Below are 22,617 nucleotides of genomic sequence, written 5' to 3'. Positions count from 1 at the left end.
CAAACGAATGCAATCAAAATAAAAAAGGGGTTCGCATAAAGTGATTATTTATCTTAAGGATGGATATGGATCTTGACTGGAATTTTTGGATTTTTTATGGGGTTCGTGATCGACAAGTCCCTCTTCCCCTTGGCAGAAATGGATAACGAGGAGCATAGCCATGTCTTATGCCATCTCACTGACATTTCCTGATGGATCTTGCCGCGTTTTTATTGCTGGAATTACAGCAAAAGAGATCGCCGAAAGCATTTCTCAATCACTGTCAAAACAAGCAATTGCCGTTTCTTTCAATGGTCAATTAAATGATCTCGCTTCTCCAATTTTGGGATCGGGTCAGATTGAGATTATAACCCGCACCGACGAACGGGCTCTCCAACTGATCCGACATGGTTGTGCTCATGTCTTGGCCGAAGCTGTTCAAGAAATATGGCCTGAGACCAAGAATACAATTGGACCCGTTATTGACAATGGATTTTATTACGATTTTGAAAGAAAAGTACCTTTTACACCGCAAGACTTTCAAAAAATTGAGAAAAAGATGCGGGAAATTATTCAGCGTAATCATGCTTTCATCAAAAATATCGTTCATAGAAAGGACGCACGTTCATTTTTTAAAAAGAGCAGAAATAGCTATAAAGTTGAAATTTTAGATTCTATCCCTGAAGATGAAGAGGTTACGCTTTACACTCAGGGTGATTGGACAGACTTGTGCCGTGGACCGCACATGCCATCGACTGGACATATAGGGAATTCTTTCAAGTTAATGAGAGTGGCCGGTGCTTATTGGCGTGGAGATAGTCGTAATCAGATGTTATCACGTATTTATGGAACGGCCTGGGCCAGTGATAAAGAGATGAAAGCTTATCTAGCCAGGCTCGAAGAAGCGAAGAAACGTGATCACCGTAAGTTAGGCCATGATATGGACCTTTTTCATTGTCAGGAAGAAGGTCCCGGTGTTGTGTTCTGGCATGCTAACGGATGGAAGGTGTTTCAAAATCTTGTTAACTACATGCGCCGTCGTCTTGAGGCGCATGGTTATGATGAAGTGAACGCCCCCCAAATTCTTGACAAAGCGTTATGGGAAAAGTCTGGTCACTGGAGCTGGTATCGTGAAAATATGTTTACTACCCAGACTGAAGATGATCGTGATTTTGTTATCAAACCGATGAACTGTCCAGGTCATATTCAAATATTTAAAAACAAATTACGTTCTTATAGGGAGCTGCCGATCAAAATTGCTGAATTTGGACATGTACACCGCTATGAACCCTCAGGAGCTTTACATGGCTTGATGCGAGTGCGGGGATTTACTCAAGATGATGCCCACGTTTTTTGTACTCCCGAGCAACTTGAATCAGAATGTCTTCGAATTAATAATTTAATTATAACAACTTATTCCGATTTTGGTTTTGGAAACTTTTTAGTAAAATTTTCTACTCGCCCTAAAAAACGTCTTGGAAGTGACCAAGTTTGGGATAAGGCCGAAACAATATTACAACAGGTGTTGAATAAATTAGAATCGGAATATAATGGTAAAATTAGAACCGAGATGAATCCAGGTCAAGGGGCCTTCTACGGTCCTAAATTTGAATATGTTTTGCGTGATGCCATTGGTCGTGACTGGCAATGCGGCACGATCCAAATCGATTTTGCATTACCAGAACGGTTTTCTGCCCTTTACATTGACCAGGATTCTTGTAAGCAGCAACCAGTTATGATCCACCGTGCAATATGCGGTTCCATGGAGCGCTTTATCGGGATCCTTATCGAACACTACGCTGGTCACTTTCCACTTTGGATGGCGCCTCTGCAAGCCGTCGTAGTAACGGTTACATCGGAATCTGATCTTTATGGTAAGAAAGTCTTTGATAGTCTACGTAATGCTAGTTTGAATGTTAAAACCGATTTCCGTAATGAAAAAATCAATTATAAGATTCGTGAGCACTCCCTCGCCAAAGTGCCAGTAATCATCGTAGTTGGTGTTCGTGAAGCTGAAAAGGAAACTGTCAGCCTTCGTCGCTTGGGTGGTAACGATCAAACAATAATGACACTAGATGAAGCTGTTCTCTCTCTCTCCAAAGAGACAATACCTCCTGATATTCTACGTGAACGTGAAAACCTCGAAGAGCGATGATCAGTGATCAAAAAACAAGATATTAGTCTGTAGATTTATTTGATTATTATCTCTATCTCATGGGTGAGTCCTGGGATCACTTGAAAGGTCGTTTTAAACCTTCTCTGACCATTGCCGGCGTATGCTTCATATTTTCCTTTCTCCAGAATGAAAAACGGTGATACATGTTGACTGGAGAATATTTTCTTCCCCTTTGAGTTGAAAACAGACCATGATGTGTTTGCCACAGGATAACCACCTGATTTTGAGATGAGCTTCATACGAACAGGGGCCGCATTATGATGCAACATGGCGTGAGTTGTTGATCCTGCCTCCACTTCAAGATCAGCATGAGTGATTGCATTAATCTTCCCATACTGAGAAATAACATGGTAGGTACCTTCATTCAGGGGAATAACCTTGTTAGGAGTCACATTGCATGCGATCAGTTGACGTTCTCCTGTTTCATCCTTCTCATTTTCATAGATAGAAAAAGTTAAGTAGCGAGGAGAAATTTTCTCTCCGCCAGAATCTGCATTGAGCAACAGTCCTCCGGCTTGAAGAACAACATTTAGTTCCACATCCTCATTATATATTTTCACACGCTGTGTTATCCCTGCACGCCCAAAAGACGCATGAACTAGATAGTCACCTGGAACAAGCTTCAATATTGCCGATCCTCCCTTACTTGTCGCAATCAAGGGATTTCGACCATTTTTATCGATAATATCCGAGAAAATACGCCAAATCATACCACTTTCGATGATATCACCATGATTGACAAGCCGAGCATTCACCAAGAGTTGATGACTCGGAATCCTTGCAAAGGAACGGGAGGCTAACTCTGTGTATTCAGTATTATTTTCTTGAGCCAAGCTTTTAAGAATCCCTGACCCTGATATAAGAAAAGCCAAAAAAACTGCACTCAGTGCATGGTAAAGGAAGAGAGCTTTTCTCATTTGATGACCTCAAATGAAGGGAAATGGTTGAAATAAACTTACAAACTTAAAGAGATGGTGATCCCGACAGGATTCGAACCTGTGGCCTATTGATTAGGAATCAATTGCTCTATCCTTCTGAGCTACGGGACCAGGTCATTAGGCATTAGGCATTAGGATGTCAAATCTCTGAATAAAGAAGATACTCCTTGAATCAAGAGGATGAGTCGACATAGTTATTAAATTAAAGACTAGGAGGTTCTTGACTTAGTGAAAAAGATACGAGTCTCATAGAATTTTATTTTCTTTTTTCTTTCGTTATAAAATAACTGTCAAAAGTCATTGCTAAAATAACACCTAACAACCTGATAACTGATTACTTAAACCATCTGAAGATGGTCCCTTATCAGCCTTTGGCATTTAAATGTCTCATCGACTCTTCCGTATTTGATTGAAGGATCCCCTTAACTGACTGTCTCAGGTATATTGATAGTTATAGTTTCTGATACGAAGTCAATAGCAGGAACATTAGCTCTTCTGAATTCAAGATAACAGGTTTTTCTGTCGAACCCTTCAATTTCTAAAATATTGCCTGCACCAAATTTGTAAATCTCCACAATCTTGCCATAACCGGCGCCATTTGAATCAATAACTTTCAATCTCATAAGGTCAATAACATGAAAATTATCTTCATCACTTTACTTTTGGTAAAACGGAGAGATCTAAAAAAAGTTTAGTACCGATCAGAGATTCCGCTGCCTGTCGATCATTGATGCCTTCAAATCTTATAACAAGAGTAGATTGGTGTTAACGAATTCTCATAGTATGTTGAGCATCTGTTAGCACAATTCTGAAATTTTTAAGGTATAATGGATCTTCAGTTAAAGTTAAAGAGTTCAAACGGACTTCTCCTTTAAGTCCGTGAGCTTTACCGATGGTCGCAAGTAAAATAGGATTGATGAGTTTTATCATAAATCTTTTAAAAAAGAACACCGAAAAGGCATTCTCTTCATAACGAAAATTCTGCCTTATTATTTTATTTAGCAGGAATTTTGAGATTCTCTATCTTACCTGGCTTAATCTGGACATTACGTTTCACAATACCGTAAGCATGAAGAAAACGAGATACGCGTTCGGTAGGCTGAGCTCCTTGGTCGAGCCAATACTGAATACGGCTCTTATTCAAGATGATGCGCTTCTCTGATTCTTTTGAGAGTAATGGGTTATAATAACCCAACTTTTCGATGAAGCGACCATCACGTGGAGCTTTGACATCAGCAGCAACTATGCGGTAGGTCGGTCGCTTTTTGGAACCGCCACGGGCAAGACGAATTTTAGTAGCCATGAGTTTGTTTTCCTTAAAAGTAAATAACTAAAATTTATTTTCTTGAAACTGGTGACATATTATTTTCTCGAATATTAGTCAAAACTCAAATTTTGAATCTAATTTCCTCATCAGATCACCCATAAGGCACACCAGACTCAGCCTTGAGGACCCCATCTCTATTCGACAACAGGATATTCTCACCTTCAAGCATAAACATTAAAAATTAAGACTCTACTTCTCATTTTTTCTTCTTCCTAAATGGAGAAAATGGCTGAGTTTTAGGTAAAGGATTTATGTCACTCGGTTGAATATCAATGAACGACGAAGTGGATAAAGGTGGGATCCGTTCAGAAAAATTTTTCTTTTTTGGGGGCATGATCTCTCTTCCTAAACCATCATTGATCATTTTAGACAGCATATCCTTGTTTCTTTTACCACCCATTGCTTTCATCATACGAGCCATCTGGCGATGTATTTTCAAGAGTCGATTGATTTCTTGAAGTGTAGAACCAGAACCCGAAGCAATCCGTTTTTTGCGGCTTGCATTAAGCAATTTAGGTTCTTTTCGTTCCTTTCTCGTCATTGAAGAAATGATCGCCTTCTGTCGTGAAAAGACATTATCAGTAATACCGGAATCTTCAATTTGTTTTTTCATTTTGTTAATTCCAGGCATCATAGAGATGATGTCCCCAATACCACCAAGTTTTGACATCCGATTCAATTGCTCAGAAAGATCATCCATATCAAAGAGACCTTTCTGTATTTTATCAGCTATGGATTGAGCTTTTTCAGAATTGATGTTTTCCGAAGCTTTTTCGACTAGAGTGATAATATCACCCCTCCCTAGAATTCGGTCAGCAATCCGTTTGGGATAGAAATATTCAAGCGCCTCTATGTTTTCTCCAGTACCGATCAATTTGATTGGTTTTCCTGTTACTGCACGCATAGAAAGTGCTGCTCCCCCTCGTCCATCTCCGTCTATTCGCGTGAGCACTAAGCCTGTAATGCCGATAAGAGTATCAAAATTTTGGGCTATATTCACCGAATCCTGACCAGTCAGTGCATCCGAAACCAGCAAAATTTCATGGGGATTCGTAATTGATCGGATCTCCGCCATTTCGAACATCAGAGATTCATCAATATGGTTACAGCCTGCAGTATCAAGAATGACAATATCATAGCCACTTAACTTTCCTGCTTGAATAGCGCGCTTGGCAATCTGGATAGGAGACTGTCCCTCAATAATTGGTAGAGTTTTGATTCCAGTTCGTTCTCCAAGCTGGTATAATTGTTCTTGGGCAGCCGGACGTCGAACATCGAGAGATACCATCAGGACTTTTTTGTTGTGCTGTTCTGTTAGCCTTTTAGCTAATTTGCCAGTTGTAGTCGTTTTACCAGATCCCTGCAGGCCAACCATCATAATAAAAATCGGGGTAGGGGCTTTAAGATCAATATTGACTTCTTCTTGACCCAAGATAGCCACGAGTTCATCGTAAACAATTTTGATAATCATCTGTCCAGGAGTAACGGATTTAAGAACCTCAGCGCCAACTGCTTTATCCTGAATAGACTCAATTAATGAGTAGACAACCTCTAGGGCGACATCAGCTTCAATCAGGGCATATCTAACTTCACGCAATGCAGTCGTTACATCTTTTTCAGATAAGGCTCCCCGACGAGTCAGGCTATCAAATATACCACTGAAACGATCTGAGAGTAACTTAAACATGATGCTCTCCTTCTTCCTTAACCCCTGAAGAGATCAAGGTAGTAATAATTTTCGTCAAGATCAAACACAAAACGACCTCCTTTAGGCTTAGAGAATGGTTTAAGCATATTATGGAGAAGAAGATTTTTTTTCTTCAAACAGTCCCTTGAATAAAAACCTCGAGAATGAGTCATTCAAAGAGTAGAATAAAATGTTCTGTTCATTAAGCAAGCCCATGATTAGGTACAGACATTCAAAAATAGGTTTAAACACTACCAAAACTCTCGAAAATCAGATTCAGGCCTCCCCTCAATACGGAGAGAATTGGGAAGTGCAACACGACGAAGGAAATAACCATGCCGGCTCAAATAATAATAATGTTCTTCTTCTTTAGCTCCTTTCCTAGAATATCATGAAAGTGAACAAGAATAAAATTACCAACACTAGGGAGTCACTGCAAAACCAAGATTTCGAATGGCATCTTTATCTTTAGTCCCTTTAGTCCACAAAAGGGGCCCGAATTAAAGTGCGGGTCATGAATAACCTTCTTCTTACTCTCAACCCGTTCAAAACTAGCTGCATAATCATTGAAACCAACATAGATGGATCAATAATCAGGACGACCGTGTAACCGCTTGACTTCACTTTCACTAATGGGAATATTAAGTCCCTCTAGGATTATTAGGATTCACTAAAAGGACATCTCGAGTTTTTTCTGTAACCGAGGCTCAAATCATATCAAAATTAGCGACATAATCATAAACCGATAGTTTAAACATTTAATCTCTTAATCTCCTCACAGACGGCGAAAGCTCCAGGTAGATGCTTATTCATACTTATTCATAAACCTTTTCTCTATACGTACAAGAGTATGCCCCTCAGGGAGGTCGCCTCCATAATTATTACACCTGAAAATAAAGGATAAAATTATCTTCTCCAATCTTCAATTGTGATAGCTGATAGCTTGATCTTGTGGTTTCATAAAACAGAACCGTTGAGTTGAGAAGCAATAGATTCTTGACATCCAATCAGAAATCAAGATTCTCAACACCGTAGACGAAGATCAAACCTCCCCTCCCCAAGAATGGAATGAAGGTTAGGAATAATTAACGTTGATCTTGAGATCAAATTTCACAAAATTAGAATTAGAAGTCTACCTTTTTGAAAAAAATCCTCATTACTCGGCCATATGAACAAGCCCAAATAACAGAAAAAATTTTACGAAAAAAAGGATTCGATCCAATCATAGAACCAATGATTAGGGTGAAACTCCTAAATAACGATCTATCACAGGATATGCTTTTAAACTCTTTTGACGGGGCTATTATAACGAGCTACTATGCCATCAACGCTTTAGAAACGATCATTCCAGAACACGCAAGAAGAAATTTTCCAGTATTGGCAGTCGGAAACGCAACTCAAAAAAAACTGATATTGGCAGGGTTTGATGATGCACAATCCTCTGATGGAAGAGCAATCGACATAGCACTCCAAGCTCACTGGTTTTTTCGGGGATATCATCAAGAATCCAAGAATAAGACTTCATATCGCATACTGTATCCATCAGCCGAAACGACTGCCAACAATCTTTCAAAAATGCTATCTGGTAGCGAAATCAACATTATAAACTGGCCTGTCTATCGTACAGATCCAGTCAACCAATTTTCGCCTTCCCTGAAGGTAGCCTTAAGAGAAGGTTGGATTGATGGAATTTTGATCTACTCATCTCAAACTGCTGGAATATTTTTGAAATTATTATCAAATTTAGAAAAGACCTTAGAAATTCCTTTATCAATACCAGTTGTTTTTTGTCTTAGTAGAGAAATCGCAGCCGTTTTCTCTCAATCTCAGAATATTAGCTGCAAGATTTCAAGTCACCCCAATCAGGACAGTCTTTTAAACCTCTTAAAACCATGAAGAAAGAGGCTCTTGACTACGATACAAGACACCTCAACCATCATTATATAAAAATTTATAAGCCAAGATCCTGTATTGAAGCATCTCAACGTCTTTATCTTTAGTTTAGCATTTCTGAAATAATATCATTATGTTTCAAATCATCTTTTTGGGTTCTATGATCTCTGCGATAGTCATTGTTTTTCAATGGTTAGCTTATCATCCTGGCTCAGTCACTCTTATTTGGCCTACTTTCAATATCTCGGTTGAACTGACCCTCATGCAAGCGATAGCGGCCCTCATATTCATGATTATCTTTGTGATGATAATACTGAGAATTCTTATCATCCTGTCGTATACTCCTAAAAAATGTAAACGGTGGCAGATCGAGCGGCGTCGTGAAAAGGGTTATCAAGCAATATCAAAAGGCCTAATAGCAGCAGGAGCAGAAGATACCGCTACTGCTCGTAGACTCATCACAAAAGCTTACAAGTGTCTCACTAGTGATCCTTTACTAGATCTCCTTGAGATGCGAATCATTCTATTGGAAGGCGAATATGAAAAAGCTCATAGAAAATTAATCATTATGAAAGATCAGGTAGATACTAAGCTTTTAGGGTTACGGGGACTTTACATGGAAGCAGAAAATCAGAATGAATCTGGAGCTGCTGCCAATTTTGCTCGTGATGCATTAAAAGAAAGGCCCGGACTCCCATGGGCAGTGAAAGCAATGCTCAAATATTTTTCTCTCTCTAGTCAGTGGGAGGAAGCACTGCAGATACTGGAAACTAACTCTAAAAACGGGCCATTTAAAAGAATTGAATACAATCGTAAGCGAGCGGTTCTCTTGACTGCACTTGCTCTTAGAGAATTGATGAACCATCCGGAGAAAGCAAAGATGCACGCTCTAGCTGCTCATAACCTGGATTCATCCTTAGTTCCTGCTGCAACAACAGCTGCAAAAGCCTGTGCAATCTTAGGTGATTTTCGTAAAGCATCAAAGATTTTGGAAACAACCTGGAAAAGGGAACCTCATCCAGACATCGCTAACACTTACGTTAATCTTCATCCTAAAGATTCCGCCCTAGATCGACTGAAGCGGTCAGAAATTCTAAACCAGAAAAATCCTGATCATAAAGAAGGCAAGTACGCAATAGTCAATGCAGCAATTCATGCAAGACAATGGGGAAAAGCTCGTTCAGTCTTGACAACGATTTTACAAGATAACCCAACTGATCGCGCTTGTTTACTGATGGCAAAAATCGAAGAAGGGGAACATTCTCATCGTGGAAGAGTGCGTGAATGGCTCATACATGCTCTGAAAACCCCTAAAAGCCCAACCTGGATTGCAGATGGACAGATAGCTGACTTTTGGGAACCTGTTTCTCCTGTAACCGGAGAGTTGGATGCCTTTAAATGGAAGGTACCCTTTCAAAAGATTCATAACTCTGAATCAGAAATCAATTACTGTGACCTGATCAATGAATCTTTGACCTGTAAAAATCATTGATCCCTTTCAGAATCATATCTTATTAAGTCTAAGTTATTTAGGGTCCCTATTTCTTTTTCAGTAACTTCCCATTGACTAAAAGCTCAGCAATCTGAACTGTATTCAAAGCCGCTCCTTTACGCAAATTATCAGAGACAATCCACAGATTGAGCCCGCTATCAAGCGTCGGATCCTCGCGAATACGCGAGATGTATGTTGTGTCTTCACCCGCTGCCTCATAAGGTGTGATATAACCGCTGTCTTCACGCTTATCGATCACTGAACATCCCGGCGCTTGACGTAAAATATCACGAGCCTCATGAGCAGAAATCTCTCTCTCAAATTCGAGATTAACAGATTCACTATGAGAAACAAAAATGGGAACGCGAACAGCCGTGGCTGTTATCTTAATTTTCGGGTCTAAAATTTTCTTGGTTTCTGCATTAATCTTCCATTCTTCCTTAGTATCACCTGAATCCATAAATGTATCAATGTGAGGAATACAATTGAAAGCGATCCGCTTCGTAAATTTTTCTACTTTAACATGATCAGAAACAAAAAAAGACCGAGTCTGCTTAAAAAGCTCTTCCATGGCTTCCTTTCCAGCGCCAGAAACAGACTGATATGTAGATATAACAATACGCTTAATAGTGGCACGATCATGCAGAGGTTTGAGTACCACCACCAGTTGGACTGTCGAACAATTGGGATTAGCAATAATTTTTTTCTTCCTAACGTTTTCAACGGCCTGTGGATTGACTTCAGGGACAATCAAGGGGACATTAGGATCATATCGATAGACAGATGAATTATCGATAACAACACAGCCAGAGGCTGTAATCTTTGGAATCCATTCAAAAGAGACCGAACTACCAGCAGATATAATTGCAACGTCACTAGTGGAAAAATCATGAGAATCCAACGACATCACTTTCAATCTCTTATCGCCGAATGAAATTTCGGTCCCATGGGATCGATTTGATGCCAGAGGAATGACGACATCAGCAGGAAAGCGACGCTCTGCTAATATAGATAAAATTTCTCTACCAACATTGCCAGTTGCACCTACAACTGCAACGTTATAACCTGTCATATTTAAACTCCTATTCTCCTTCTCCTAAGTGAAAGTTACAAAGAGGAGTCGGTTATAAAGGTCTTTCTTTTTCTTCATTGTTTTTACCTTGGTAACGCATAAAGGCAAATACAAAAATACTAAATAACAGTCTAAGAATCCAAAGGATCACTAAAATTTGGTAATCTGTGTCTTGTTCTGAACATTGTTGAGAACAAATGGTTCCTAACGTGATCCAAAGATGGCATGGCCTAGACGTACATGGGTCGCTCCCAATTCAATGGCTATTTGAAAATCTGATGACATTCCCATAGAAAGATTAGGAAGGTTGCCTTCTCTGCTGAGTTGACGTAACGTAGAAAAATGAGGTTCAGGATTTTCATTGATTGGGGGAATACACATCAATCCGTGAATTGAAAGTCCAAGTTCGGCCTTGCAATACTGGATAAACGCTAACACCTCGCAAGGGCTGATACCAGATTTTTGAGATTCCTTGCCAGTATTGACCTGCACGAAAAGGTCGACCTTTTTTTTTTGTTTTCTAATCTCTTTCGCCAAAATTTTGGCAATTTTTTCCCGATCAACCGTATGAATCACATCAAATAAAGCAACCGCTTGTTTGACCTTATTTGATTGTAAGGGGCCTATTAGATGAAGTTCGATCCCTTGCATTTCATCCCGTAACGGGAGCCATTTTTCTTCTGCCTCCTGTAACCGGTTTTCACCAAAAATAGACTGCCCTGCATAAATCACTGGACGCACAACATGAGCAGGAAATGTTTTGGAGACAGCAATCATTGTGATATGATCCCTTCTGCCCACTTTTCTAGCACTCTTCTCAATAGTTTTTTTAACACTGAATAACCGTTTTTCTGCTAACATCAGGATCAACTTCTCAATTGGATCCAGCTAAAATTCTTGTAGACTTGCTTCATGATGTTGACCTATCGCTATAATTCTGATCACTAAATGAATAGAAAAATCACTTCAAAATTTATGAATATCTATCCCATGTTAAAGCATTATAATCCGAAAGTCGTCGAGATAAAGTGGCAAAACCGATGGAAAGAGGCCAAGATTTTTGAAACCCAGATTATTCCGGAGTCTAGGAAAACACCCTACTATGTTCTAGAAATGTTTCCCTATCCTTCTGGCCGCATCCATATAGGCCATGTGCGCAATTATACAATGGGCGACGTCATGGCTCGATATAAAAGGGCGAAAGGATTTGAGGTCCTTCATCCTATGGGCTGGGATGCTTTTGGTATGCCAGCTGAGAATGCAGCGATAAAAGAAAAGATACACCCCAAAAACTGGACATATGATAATATCGCTCGCATGCGTAAGCAGTTAAAAAGGATAGGACTTTCGTTGGACTGGAGTCGAGAATTTGCAACGTGTGATCCTGATTATTACTGTCATCAGCAGAAACTCTTTCTCGATTTCTTAGCAGCGGAGCTGGTTTATCGTAAAAAAGCTCGTATAAACTGGGATCCGGTTGATATGACTGTTCTAGCTAATGAACAAGTTATTGAGGGGAAAGGTTGGCGTTCAGGTGCTCAGGTTGAGCAACGTGAACTTGATCAGTGGTTTTTTAAGATTACTGACTTTAAAGAAGAATTGTTGAAAGGCCTTGATGACCTTGATGAATGGCCAGAAAAGGTACGAACGATGCAGCGGAATTGGATTGGCAAGTCGTTCGGGATGTATTTTACGTTTAGCGTTAAAGATGCTCCTTTAGGCTTTGAAACACTCCCTGTTTATACGACTAGGCCTGATACAATCTTCGGTCTTAGCTTTGCGGCCATTGCTTGTGATCATCCGCTAGCAAGACAACTTGAAAAATCAGTTAATGGAATTTCTGAATTTCGGAAGAAATGTTCTAATATAGTCACCTCAACAGAGGCCGTTGAGATTGCATCCCCAATAGGCTTTGATACAGGCTTAAAGGTTAGACACCCGGCTAATTCATCATGGGAGATCCCCTTATATATCACTAATTTCGTATTGATGGATTATGGCACAGGTGCGATCATGGGCTGTCCAGCCCATGATCAACGCGATCTTGAGTTTGCCTATAAATACGGACTCAAAGTGATCGATGTTTTTGTCCCTGTCAGCGGTGATAAGAGAGTCAGCCATGTCGCCTATGTTCCAGAGAAATCTGAGAGAGTCAAATATATATGCTGGATAGGTCAATCAGGTATGATTCAAACCTGTCAAGATGCGATCAATGTTACGATCGCCGAATTTGAGAAACAAGGATGGGGGAAATCACAAACCCAATATCGACTCCGTGACTGGGGGATTTCACGCCAACGCTACTGGGGATGCCCCATTCCTATAGTCTATTGTGATATTTGTGGTCTGGTTCCTGAAAAAGATGAGAATTTGCCGATTCTGTTGCCCAATAATGTGACTTTTGATCAACCAGGCAATCCTCTTGAAAGACATCCAACCTGGCGCAATGTGAATTGCCCTTCATGTGGAAGAAGTGCACAACGAGAAACCGATACAATGGACACATTCGTGGATTCGTCATGGTATTTTTCTCGTTTTACCAATTCGAACTGTTCCACACCAACAAACCTAAATTCTGTCAACGCTTGGTTGCCTGTTGACCAGTATATTGGGGGAATCGAACACGCTATTTTGCACCTTTTATATTCACGTTTCTTTACTTATGCGATGAAAAAAACAGGTCATCTATCGATCGAAGAACCCTTTAAAGGTCTGTTTACTCAGGGAATGGTTGTTCATGAAACTTATGGTAATACAGAGATGGGCTGGTTCAAATCAAAAGAAATTACTATTGAAGAAACAGGTCATTCACGTCGAGCCTTTCGTCTCGATAATGGTGAAGAAATTCCTATTGGCAACCTAGAGAAAATGTCAAAATCAAAGTGCAACACCGTAGATCCAGATGATATCATTTCAATCTATGGTGCTGATACTGTGCGATGGTTTGTTCTCTCTGATTCTCCTCCTGACCGCGATATCATTTGGACTGAGGCTGGAATTAAAGGAGCACACCGTTTTATCCAGCGATTTTGGCGACTTGTCATGCAGACCACAACATATGAAGATACTTATCATAACAATGCTGGTGATCAAGAATTGTTAAAAGCAACGAACCGCGTTTTAGCTAATCTCGATATTATGTTACCGAAGCTGCGCTATAACAGCGCTATTGCTCAGATTTACAAATTGGTTAATCAGATTGAGAAAGCTATCGAATCAGGTGTCAGCAGTGAGACATTAAGAGAATCGGTTTCAATAACAATACAGATGATTGCTCCAATGATGCCTCATATAGCTGAAGAATGTTGGGCTACTTTAGGCTTTAAGAAAATGGTGAGTGAAACTTTTTGGCCGACCATCAATCAGAGTTTTCTATTCGATACAAAAATCACTATGCCAGTCCAGATCAATGGAAAAAAACTCGGTTATGTTATTATTGACAAGGAATTAGATAAAATAGGCATTAAGGATCTTGTCTTGAAGTTAGACTTTGTTCAGTCTGCACTCTTGAAGAAAGAACTGAAAAAGATGATCATTATTCCAGGTAAAATTGTTAATGTTGTCATATAGGAAATTTCTATCTCAAGGAGCTATCCGATACAATAGTAGCCTTGCTGTTGCTATGACTATGACTTTCATCCTTCTTCAGGGTTGTACAATACAGTCCTTGCTGAATACAACCCAAGATTCTATTCATTCTTCATTTATGTATAACCGTTCGACAGCCGATATCCTCGCACGCATGGAAGTAGGGAAAGCAAATTCTCGCGTTGGACAACAAGTACGCAATGCACTTTTATTCGCTCTCAATGGCGGAAAACAGAAGGATGATGGACGCTACCAAGTCAATCTGATAATTACAAAGACCACCCAGAATCTCCCCTTAAGCAGGGATATTCAAGCCCCCATTTCCACAAGTCTAGAACTATCTAGCCAATATACTCTTCTTGATAAGAAGGATGGGTCAATAGTTGATACAGGTAAATGCCAAACTCTTATCTCCTACAATCAAAATTATCAAAACTTTGCAAGCGATCGCGCTTTGCGTGATGCAGAAAATCGTGGAGCAAAGGCCCTAGCAGAAAAATTGCGTTTAGTAATCGCACGAACTATTTCAAGTCTTTAGGAGCAGGGGATCAATGGTTACAAAAAAAGCTGACGAAGTTGACATGTTTCTTAAGAAACCTGAGACTCGTTTTACGATCGTTCTTATTTACGGACCAGATAGAGGTCTTGTTTTTGAACGAGGACAGGTTTTTGCTCAAAAAACAGGGATTGATCTCAATGATCCGTTTTCGACCGTTCGGATTGATGCCGATAATCCAGAAGTTGATTTCGCCCGTATAAACGATGAGATCCATACCAGATCAATGTTTGGCCATAAACGATTGATCTGGATACGAGGGCAGATACCAAAAAATATCACAAGAATCCTTAAGCCTGTTTTTGATTTACCGCCTTTTGATTCAATTATCTTGGTTGAAGGAGGGGTCCTTAGAAAATCAAATCCATTACGAAGTCGAATCGAGAAATCGACATTTGCAATCGCCTTACCTTGTTATCAGGATCAGGCGTGTGCCATCGATCAGATCATTAATGATGAGTTAACCCATTGGAATCTAAAAATGAGCCGCGAGGCTCGTTTACTTCTAAAAAAAAGGTTGGGTGGTGATCGGATGGCCAGTCGCAGCGAAATAAATAAACTCTGTCTTTATGCTCTGGGAAAAGGAAAAATAGAACTTGATGATATTCGAGCCATTGTCAGTGATGTCTCTGAATTGGCCATAGATGAGTTGCTTGATTCCGTTTTCACGGGTCATTTCTATGAGATAGAAACTATCTTTTCCCGTCTCATGATAAGGGGTATACCCCCTTATCAAATCACTTTAGCTCTACAAAAAAACTTTCAAATGATTCTTGAATCAGCCGTAATGATAGAATCAAGAAACGAGAATCCACAATCAGTGATATCACGCTTACATCCATCATTAAATCTTCAAAGAAGAAATAATATAATTAAGGCAGTATCCATTTGGAATCGCTCTGCACTGGAACGGATATTGATTCAACTGCAAACAGCTTCTTTGGAAGTTAGAAAAAACACTAGATTAGCTCAATCACTGACATCAATCACACTCCTAGCTATTGCACGAGAGGCTTATTGAGATTCTGAAGGTAAATAAGGTCAAAATTATTTTTTTTTCAGGTTATGAATTTCAAGGATAACGGAATTATTCATGACACAGCTATAATGAGTGATAACATCAAAATACCACCGTTGTTTAGCTTCAGTTAACTCTTTCAAATATCCCTGTCCTTTTGAAAAAATTCCTATAGCCCCAGCACTCAGATGACAATAAGTGATATCAAAAAGGCGATTTAGTGATGTGAGCGCACGGGCGCAAACAACATTGGGTACCTGTAATCGAGGCAATATGATTTCAATTCGTTTGTTATGTATAGTGAGACTAACATCAAAGTCATTTTTTTTGATTTCCCGACTCACAGCCTCTAGAAAAGAACATTTTTTCCTAATAACTTCAACAAGATGAACCTTTAACAATTCATCATTCTTCCTCTTTAGATCAGCTAATAAAATTGCTACGATAAGGCCAGGAAATCCAGCACCACTACCAATATCAACCCATTGAGTTGCTGTCGGGGCAACTTGGAAAATTTGTATTGAATCCATAACATGACGCATCCACACATCTTTCAATGTTGATGATGAAACAAGATTCATTTTAAGTTGCCATTGCCTCAGGAGAAAAATATAATTGAGTAAGCGTATCTCCGTTTCCCGTGAAATCTCAATCAATGTCCTGATTCGTGTCAACCCTATTTGATCCATTTTTTTCTCATTGAGAATCAACAGTTCAACTCTTTTCATCTTCGATTTCAGGTTTAAAGCGATCTTTTTTTAGTTTCTGTATATTGAGTTTCTTCACATAAGCTAGAATGAGAGTCAGTGCAGCAGGCGTCATCCCCTCAATCCTTGAGGCGTGTCCAATAGATTGGGGCTTAGCAGCCGATAATTTATCACGTAACTCATTTGAAAGACCATAGATATCAACATAGTTGAAATTTGATGGAATCATCTGATTTTCATCTCTTCTAATGGAATCAATATCTCTTTTCTGACGATCTAAATACACAAAATATCTAGCATCTATTTTTATTTGATCAGTGATAACTGAGTCAAAACGGTTCAGTTCTGGCCATATTTTTTGAATATCTTTAACTGAAATTTCAGGATAACTCAGCAAATCAAAAGCGGAACGACGAATTCCATCAGATGAAATTTTTAATCCTCTCTCGATAGCTTGATTTGGCGTTAAAAAAACTGAATTAAATGCATCCTTCGCTTTTTGCAAAAGCCGAGACTTTCTCTCAAACGCTGTTTGTCGATAGGTACCAATAAGACCAAGATCGCATCCGATGAGGGTTAACCTTTGATCCGCATTATCTGCTCGTAAACTCAACCTATATTCAGCTCGGGAGGTAAACATCCGATAAGGTTCGGTAATTCCCCGAGTTACTAAATCATCAATCATAACACCAATATAAGAATTAGTGCGACTGAAAAAATAAGGCTTCCTTCCGCTGCACTTAAGGGCTGCATTCAGCCCTGCAATGAGACCTTGTGCAGCAGCCTCCTCATAGCCTGTTGTTCCATTAATTTGACCAGCCAAAAAAAAACCAGAGAGACAATGAGTTTCTAATGATGGCGTTAGTGAACGCGGATCCACATAGTCATATTCAATAGCATAACCTGGTTGTATAATTTTTGCTTTTTCAAGACCAGGAATAGTCGCGATAAAATCAGCCTGAATATCTTTTGGTAAGGAAGTGGAGAGTCCATTAGGATAGATAGTGAAATCGTTCAATCCTTCCGGTTCTAAGAAAACCTGGTGCCCTTCTCGATCACCAAATTTTACAATTTTATCTTCAATAGAAGGACAATAACGAGGTCCTATCCCATGAATATTTCCAGAATACATTGCTGATCGGCTAAGATTATCCCTTATAATAGAATGAGTAGCTGGAATCGTACGTGTAATACCGCATTCAATCTGTGGAATAATGATTCCCTGAGACAAAGTAGAAAAGGGAATAGGGGGATCATCTGCAGGCTGCATATTGACAACCGACCAGTCAATAGTATTTCCATCTAGACGAGGAGGCGTTCCGGTTTTCAACCGACCCATCGGTAATCTAATCCGATCAAGTGTTTTCGCAAGAGCAACGCTCGAGCCTTCTCCGATTCGTCCTGCCGGTATTATTTTATCACCTATATGAATGACTCCACGTAAAAAAGTGCCGGTTGTCAAAACCAAAGCTCCACACAAAAACTTCTGTCCATTCTGCATCATGAGACCTAATATTGAAATATTGTCGTGCAGAAGATCTGCGACCTCTCCCTCAATAAGGGTTAAATTATCTTGAGTGAAAATTTCTTTCTGCATAGCCTGAAGATACAGTTTTCGATCTGACTGAGTGCGAGGACCTTGAACTGCAGGCCCTTTTCGTTGATTCAGCATTCGAAATTGAATACCCGATGCATCAGCTACACGAGCCATCAGACCATCCAGCGCATCAATCTCACGAACCAGATGCCCTTTCCCTAACCCACCGATAGCTGGGTTACATGACAATATTCCGATTGTATTAGTTCTATGCGTAATCAGCGCAGTTTTAGCTCCCATCCGTGCTGACGCTGCTGCCGCTTCTGTACCTGCATGTCCACCACCAACAATGATGACATCAAAATTTTTCTTTCCAACCATGGTGTTACTTATCAGTTTTTAAAGGATTTCTAGAGAGAATATATTACTTCCCAATACAGAATTCAGAAAAAATAAAGTCTAGCAACTCCTCTACTTCGATCGAACCCGTCAGTTTTCCTAAGGAATCTGATGCTAAACGTAATTCTTCAGAGTGAATTTCTGGGGGATGATTTCGATCGAGTGATTTCACTAGATGTTGAGAAACACTTTCTATCACTCTTCTGTGTCTTTCACGTGTCAGATAGATATGTTCCGATCCTGATTGATACTTTTTGATCTGTTCAGAAATAAAAAAAATAAGAGAATTAAGACCATCTCTCGAAATAGTATCAACACATAAGTTTTCCTTTGCTTTCTCTCGATTAAAAAGATCAGCCTTGCTGATAAGCTCGAGCGCTGTGACTGATTCTGGAACAGGCTCTGGTGCATCAGCAGGATTAAGCCACAGAACGAGATCCGCACTCCGGGCAACACGATAAGCACGCTTGACTCCTTCCGCCTCGACGAGATCATTCGTCTCGCGAATACCAGCTGTGTCAGAGATAGTGACAAGATATCCATCAATATCAAGCGATGTTTCAAGTATATCACGAGTCGTACCAGGAATTGGCGTCACGATCGCAAGCTCTTTTTTTGCTAACGCATTGAGCAAGCTTGATTTACCCGCATTAGGAGGACCAAGAAGGGCAATACGAAAGCCATTTCTTACAATTTCCCCATAATTTCTATTCTCCAAATGGTGATTCACTGAATTTAGGAGAGTCTGTGTCTGAGTCCAGACCGATTCCCTTAAGGAATCAGGAACACTATCTTCGTCAGAAAAATCTAGAGAGGCCTCCAAAGAGGCTCTTTGAGAAACAAGAGAATGACGCCATCCGTCATACAGTGTTCTTAAGACCCCTGATGTGAGATCTAAAGCCTGCTTACGCTGCGCTTCCGTTCGCGCGTTAATCAAATCTGACAATCCCTCAACGGCAGTCAGATCCATTTTATTATTTAAAAAAGCTCTGCGAGTAAATTCACCGCATTCAGCTTCCCGAACCCCTTTGATTTTACCTAGTGCAGTCAAAACAGCTGATAGAGTTGCTAGGCTGCCATGACAATGAAGTTCAATGCAATCCTCTCCTGTGAAACTATGAGGACTTGCAAAATAAAGTGCAATGCATCTATCTAACATTGTCCCGCCGCTCGTTTCTTTTAATGAAACGAGCGTAGCCCGACGAGGCACGAGCGATGTTCCTATCATGGTTTCAAGAACAGTCAGGCAATGGTTACCTGTAATCCGAATGACGCCAATCGCACAAGGGGGAGGGCCACTCGATAATGCAAAAATGATATCATTAGGGACCATTTATATTCGACACTCATTTATGTATTCATTGAATCGAAAAATTCTGCGTTGTTCTTGGTTTGCTTAAGTTTATCAATCAAAAACTCAATGGCATCAGTATTTCCCATCGATGAAAGAATGCGGCGTAATACGAAGACTTTCTGAAGATCGACTTTCTCTATCAATAGATCTTCTTTACGTGTACCAGATTTTAGAATATCCATAGACGGATATGTACGCTTATCGGCAACTTTTCGGTCTAGAACGATCTCGGAGTTACCTGTTCCTTTGAATTCCTCGAAGATGACTTCATCCATACGGCTACCAGTATCAATCAAAGCTGTCGCAATAATTGTTAGAGATCCGCCTTCCTCAATATTTCGAGCAGCCCCAAAAAAACGCTTGGGCCTCTGTAGGGCATTAGCATCTACTCCACCAGTTAAGACTTTACCGGAAGAAGGAACAGTTGTATTGTACGCGCGACCTAAACGAGTGATTGAATCAAGTAAAATAACCACATCACGACCGTGCTCTACTAAGCGTTTAGCTTTTTCAATCACCATTTCAGCAACCTGAACATGACGACTTGCTGGCTCATCAAACGTTGAAGCAATGACCTCACCTTTTACCGACCTTTGCATATCAGTGACTTCTTCGGGACGTTCATCGATCAGCAAAACAAGTAAATATGCTTCTGGATGATTAACAGTAATAGAATGAGCGATGTTTTGTAGAAGAACTGTTTTACCAGTCCTGGGGGGTGCTACGATTAATCCACGTTGACCTTTTCCAAGAGGTGAGATCAGATCAATGACCCTCGAAGATAAATCTTTGTGCGTTGAATTTTCAATCTCCATATGAAATCGCTGCTCTGGATAAAGTGGTGTAAGATTATCAAAATGAGCTTTGTGTTTAATCCTTTCAGGATCATCAAAATTGATTGTATTGATCTTAAGTAATGCAAAATAGCGTTCACCATCTTTAGGACTGCGAATCAATCCCTCTACAGTATCGCCAGTCCGAAGAGAGAATTTTCTTAATTGTGAAGGTGAGATGTAAATATCATCAGGGCCTGGAAGATAATTTGCGCTCGCTGATCGCAAAAAGGCGAAACCATCCTGCAGAACTTCTACTACACCTTCACCGATTATTTCTACTTCCTCTTCAGCTAACTGCTTCAGGATTGCGAACATGAGACCCTGCTTTCGTAGAGTACTTGCATGTTCAACCTCTAAGTCTTCAGCAAAAGAAATAAGCTCAGTGGGTTTTTTTACCTTAAGTTCCTGAAGTTTCATTTGTTCCATTTATCTGTCCATCATCGAGAATACGGCGCGAACAACTATGAAAAGTTAAAATGCATAGTCACTTTTATTGAGGAGAGAAGAAGAAAAACGACTGACAGTTATAACGTATGTAGATCGTTAAATAACAACCTATGATGTTTTTTCAGTAGATGCAAGAGCAGCTATTTAGAATGGTTTAACAACAACGAGTATAATAATGCCAACTACAGCAACAGTTGGGTACTCATTAACAATACGGTAGAATCGGGAGCTTTTCTGATTGTTATCAGCTGCAAACATTTTAACCCATCCTGACAGCAGACCATGATAACCTGTCAAAATAAGAACAAGAACTAACTTTGCCATCAGCCACTTCTTTCCCCATAGAGAAAAAGCTTCTGCAGTCCATATGCCAAAAATCCAAGTAGATATCATCGCAGGTGTCATAATTATTTTTAACAAGCGTTTTTCCATTGTTTTGAATGTTTCAGAAAGTTTTGATCCTATTTCGGCCTCAGAGTGATAAACAAACAAGCGTGGCAAGTATAGTAAACCAACCATCCAGCTGATCACTGATATAATATGAGCTGCTTTTATCCACAAAATCATACATTCAACCTATTCAGTCTTAATTGCCTTTAAAATCACGCACTCTTTTTATCATGCTTTCTACATGATCAATGGGGGTGTTAGGCATAATGCCATGGCCTAGATTAAAAACTAATGGACCCGAGGATAAGGACTCTAAAATCATATCGACACCGTCATTTAGTACTTTACCACCTGCGATTAATCGTAGAGGATCAAGATTCCCTTGAACGGGACCCTTCTTTTGGATCTCTTGGGCAAATGATAAAGGAAGTCCCCAGTCTAGACTAACCATATTAACACCTGTGAGACGCCTATAATCTTTATAATAAGCGCCAATGCCTTTGGGAAAACCAATAATCTTAGCATGAGGTACATGATATCTTACTCCTTCGACAATTCGACGAACTGGCTCAATACACCAACGGTTCATTTGATCTTGATCTAACAGTGATGCCCAGGAATCAAATATTTGTACTGCTTCGGCGCCATTTTTAATTTGCTCAACTAGATAAAGAATCGAAGCCTCTGTGATCACATCAATAAGCCTTTGAAAGACAGTTGTCTTTTCTAGGGCAAAGAGTCGTGTAGGCACTTGGTTTGGTGTTGCATGACCTACAATCATGTAAGTAGCTATAGTCCATGGAGCACCACAAAATCCTAGTAAAGTAGTTTCACTTGGTAGTTGAATAGATAACTCTTTGAGCGTTTCAAAAATAGGGATAAGGTGGCTGAGTACGTTGTCTACCTTGAGAAGAGAAATTTCATCAATACTTATAGGTTTAATAATCGGTCCTTGACCTTCTTTGAAGATAACAGGTATTCCTAATGCATCAGGAATGACTAAAATATCTGAAAATAAGATTGCTGCATCAAATCCAAATCGTCGTATGGGCTGAAGGGTAAGTTCAACAGCTTTTTCAGGAGAATAGCATAAGTCTAAGAAAGCACCTGAACGGTTTCTGATGGTTCGATATTCAGGCAAGTAACGACCAGCTTGGCGCATCATCCAAATAGGAGGTGAGCTAAATGTTTCGCCTTCAATAACTTTTAAAACACGTTTCA

General features: G+C 39.9%; 18 protein-coding genes, 1 tRNA gene and 1 pseudogene. 6 read left to right on the top strand and 14 right to left on the bottom strand.

Annotated features, from left to right (window positions below; genetic code table 11):
• Positions 1-160: 160 nt before the first annotated feature.
• Positions 161-2,134 carry a threonine--tRNA ligase gene (gene thrS / locus AAGD37_RS00095; protein WP_341760281.1) on the top strand — a complete coding sequence of 658 codons (1,974 nt, stop codon included), beginning with the start codon at positions 161-163 and terminating at the stop codon, positions 2,132-2,134.
• 35 nt (positions 2,135-2,169) lie between these two features.
• On the opposite strand, the gene AAGD37_RS00090 is transcribed toward thrS, so the two are convergent.
• The 6 genes and pseudogenes from AAGD37_RS00090 to ffh form a co-directional block, all read right to left on the bottom strand.
• Positions 2,170-3,072 (bottom strand): hypothetical protein, encoded by a 903-nt coding sequence (locus AAGD37_RS00090; RefSeq protein WP_341760280.1) that lies wholly within the window; start codon positions 3,070-3,072, stop codon positions 2,170-2,172.
• A gap of 55 nt (positions 3,073-3,127) precedes the next feature.
• Positions 3,128-3,204: transfer RNA gene (locus AAGD37_RS00085), tRNA-Arg, on the bottom strand.
• 311 nt (positions 3,205-3,515) lie between these two features.
• Positions 3,516-3,716, bottom strand: a complete 201-nt coding sequence (locus AAGD37_RS00080; protein WP_341760279.1) for a PRC-barrel domain-containing protein — start codon at positions 3,714-3,716, stop codon at positions 3,516-3,518.
• 28 nt (positions 3,717-3,744) lie between these two features.
• Entirely contained in the window at positions 3,745-3,825 is an 81-nt protein-coding gene (locus AAGD37_RS04120) for a hypothetical protein (RefSeq protein ID WP_424945464.1), read from the bottom strand.
• 292 nt (positions 3,826-4,117) lie between these two features.
• Positions 4,118-4,396: pseudogene (gene rpsP / locus AAGD37_RS00075) on the bottom strand (30S ribosomal protein S16); the annotation flags it as partial.
• Between the two features lie 220 nt (positions 4,397-4,616).
• Positions 4,617-6,107, bottom strand: coding sequence for a signal recognition particle protein (gene ffh / locus AAGD37_RS00070; protein WP_341760277.1), 1,491 nt, complete (start codon positions 6,105-6,107; stop codon positions 4,617-4,619).
• Between the two features lie 1,140 nt (positions 6,108-7,247).
• Between ffh and AAGD37_RS00065 the strand changes: the two genes are divergently transcribed.
• Together AAGD37_RS00065 and AAGD37_RS00060 are read left to right on the top strand one after the other, a co-directional pair.
• Positions 7,248-8,003 (top strand): uroporphyrinogen-III synthase, encoded by a 756-nt coding sequence (locus AAGD37_RS00065; protein WP_341760276.1) that lies wholly within the window; start codon positions 7,248-7,250, stop codon positions 8,001-8,003.
• Positions 8,004-8,133: 130 nt separating this feature from the next.
• Entirely contained in the window at positions 8,134-9,492 is a 1,359-nt protein-coding gene (locus tag AAGD37_RS00060) for a heme biosynthesis protein HemY (RefSeq protein WP_341760275.1), read from the top strand.
• A 46-nt stretch (positions 9,493-9,538) separates the two neighbouring features.
• On the opposite strand, the gene AAGD37_RS00055 is transcribed toward AAGD37_RS00060, so the two are convergent.
• Both AAGD37_RS00055 and AAGD37_RS00050 read right to left on the bottom strand, forming a co-directional pair.
• The gene (locus tag AAGD37_RS00055; protein WP_341760274.1) at positions 9,539-10,564 is read right to left on the bottom strand and encodes an aspartate-semialdehyde dehydrogenase; all 1,026 of its coding nucleotides are present in this window, start codon (positions 10,562-10,564) and stop codon (positions 9,539-9,541) included.
• A 204-nt stretch (positions 10,565-10,768) separates the two neighbouring features.
• Complete coding sequence (locus tag AAGD37_RS00050; RefSeq protein ID WP_341760273.1) at positions 10,769-11,425, bottom strand: YggS family pyridoxal phosphate-dependent enzyme; 657 nt, start codon at positions 11,423-11,425, stop codon at positions 10,769-10,771.
• A 129-nt stretch (positions 11,426-11,554) separates the two neighbouring features.
• Between AAGD37_RS00050 and leuS the strand changes: the two genes are divergently transcribed.
• The 3 genes from leuS to holA are packed head-to-tail and all read left to right on the top strand — an operon-like array spanning position 11,555 to position 15,729.
• Positions 11,555-14,134, top strand: a complete 2,580-nt coding sequence (gene leuS / locus AAGD37_RS00045; protein ID WP_341760272.1) for a leucine--tRNA ligase — start codon at positions 11,555-11,557, stop codon at positions 14,132-14,134.
• Positions 14,121-14,690 carry an LPS assembly lipoprotein LptE gene (lptE, locus tag AAGD37_RS00040; protein WP_341760271.1) on the top strand — a complete coding sequence of 190 codons (570 nt, stop codon included), beginning with the start codon at positions 14,121-14,123 and terminating at the stop codon, positions 14,688-14,690. Before leuS ends, lptE begins: the two co-directional genes overlap by 14 nt.
• 13 nt (positions 14,691-14,703) lie before the next feature.
• Positions 14,704-15,729, top strand: coding sequence for a DNA polymerase III subunit delta (gene holA / locus AAGD37_RS00035; protein WP_341760270.1), 1,026 nt, complete (start codon positions 14,704-14,706; stop codon positions 15,727-15,729).
• A 26-nt stretch (positions 15,730-15,755) separates the two neighbouring features.
• Here the strand turns inward: holA and rsmG are convergent, their stop codons facing one another.
• The 6 genes from rsmG to hemE all read right to left on the bottom strand — a co-directional run bounded on the left by rsmG (position 15,756) and on the right by hemE (position 22,561).
• A complete protein-coding gene (gene rsmG / locus AAGD37_RS00030; RefSeq protein WP_341760269.1) occupies positions 15,756-16,415 on the bottom strand; it encodes a 16S rRNA (guanine(527)-N(7))-methyltransferase RsmG in 660 nt (219 codons plus the stop codon).
• Between the two features lie 25 nt (positions 16,416-16,440).
• A complete protein-coding gene (gene mnmG / locus AAGD37_RS00025) occupies positions 16,441-18,351 on the bottom strand; it encodes a tRNA uridine-5-carboxymethylaminomethyl(34) synthesis enzyme MnmG (RefSeq protein ID WP_341760268.1) in 1,911 nt (636 codons plus the stop codon).
• Positions 18,352-18,394: 43 nt separating this feature from the next.
• A complete protein-coding gene (gene mnmE, locus AAGD37_RS00020) occupies positions 18,395-19,702 on the bottom strand; it encodes a tRNA uridine-5-carboxymethylaminomethyl(34) synthesis GTPase MnmE (protein WP_341760267.1) in 1,308 nt (435 codons plus the stop codon).
• A gap of 17 nt (positions 19,703-19,719) precedes the next feature.
• The gene (gene rho, locus AAGD37_RS00015) at positions 19,720-20,985 is read right to left on the bottom strand and encodes a transcription termination factor Rho (RefSeq protein ID WP_341760266.1); all 1,266 of its coding nucleotides are present in this window, start codon (positions 20,983-20,985) and stop codon (positions 19,720-19,722) included.
• A gap of 165 nt (positions 20,986-21,150) precedes the next feature.
• Positions 21,151-21,573: a protoporphyrinogen oxidase HemJ gene (hemJ, locus tag AAGD37_RS00010; RefSeq protein ID WP_341760265.1), complete on the bottom strand. Its 423-nt coding sequence runs from the start codon at positions 21,571-21,573 to the stop codon at positions 21,151-21,153.
• A gap of 19 nt (positions 21,574-21,592) precedes the next feature.
• A complete protein-coding gene (gene hemE, locus AAGD37_RS00005) occupies positions 21,593-22,561 on the bottom strand; it encodes a uroporphyrinogen decarboxylase (RefSeq protein WP_341760692.1) in 969 nt (322 codons plus the stop codon).
• Between the last annotated feature and the right edge of the window lie 56 nt (positions 22,562-22,617).

Source organism: Candidatus Endowatersipora endosymbiont of Watersipora subatra, from assembly GCF_964026585.1.
GTDB lineage: Bacteria > Pseudomonadota > Alphaproteobacteria > Rhizobiales > Rhizobiaceae > Pseudahrensia.
Note: the sequence above shows the minus strand (reverse complement) of the source record. Positions and strands in the feature narration are given on the sequence as shown.

Bases quoted from the DNA above. Each gene is read 5' to 3' on its own strand.
- thrS (WP_341760281.1), top strand. From the start codon at position 161: ATGTCTTATGCCATCTCACTGACATTTCCTGATGGATCTTGCCGCGTT.
- AAGD37_RS00090 (WP_341760280.1), bottom strand. From the start codon at position 3,072: ATGAGAAAAGCTCTCTTCCTTTACCATGCACTGAGTGCAGTTTTTTTG.
- AAGD37_RS00080 (WP_341760279.1), bottom strand. From the start codon at position 3,716: ATGAGATTGAAAGTTATTGATTCAAATGGCGCCGGTTATGGCAAGATT.
- ffh (WP_341760277.1), bottom strand. From the start codon at position 6,107: ATGTTTAAGTTACTCTCAGATCGTTTCAGTGGTATATTTGATAGCCTG.
- AAGD37_RS00060 (WP_341760275.1), top strand. From the start codon at position 8,134: ATGTTTCAAATCATCTTTTTGGGTTCTATGATCTCTGCGATAGTCATT.
- AAGD37_RS00055 (WP_341760274.1), bottom strand. From the start codon at position 10,564: ATGACAGGTTATAACGTTGCAGTTGTAGGTGCAACTGGCAATGTTGGT.
- AAGD37_RS00050 (WP_341760273.1), bottom strand. From the start codon at position 11,425: ATGTTAGCAGAAAAACGGTTATTCAGTGTTAAAAAAACTATTGAGAAG.
- leuS (WP_341760272.1), top strand. From the start codon at position 11,555: ATGTTAAAGCATTATAATCCGAAAGTCGTCGAGATAAAGTGGCAAAAC.
- lptE (WP_341760271.1), top strand. From the start codon at position 14,121: ATGTTGTCATATAGGAAATTTCTATCTCAAGGAGCTATCCGATACAAT.
- holA (WP_341760270.1), top strand. From the start codon at position 14,704: ATGGTTACAAAAAAAGCTGACGAAGTTGACATGTTTCTTAAGAAACCT.
- rsmG (WP_341760269.1), bottom strand. From the start codon at position 16,415: ATGGATCAAATAGGGTTGACACGAATCAGGACATTGATTGAGATTTCA.
- mnmG (WP_341760268.1), bottom strand. From the start codon at position 18,351: ATGGTTGGAAAGAAAAATTTTGATGTCATCATTGTTGGTGGTGGACAT.
- mnmE (WP_341760267.1), bottom strand. From the start codon at position 19,702: ATGGTCCCTAATGATATCATTTTTGCATTATCGAGTGGCCCTCCCCCT.
- rho (WP_341760266.1), bottom strand. From the start codon at position 20,985: ATGGAACAAATGAAACTTCAGGAACTTAAGGTAAAAAAACCCACTGAG.
- hemJ (WP_341760265.1), bottom strand. From the start codon at position 21,573: ATGATTTTGTGGATAAAAGCAGCTCATATTATATCAGTGATCAGCTGG.
- hemE (WP_341760692.1), bottom strand. From the start codon at position 22,561: ATGATGCGCCAAGCTGGTCGTTACTTGCCTGAATATCGAACCATCAGA.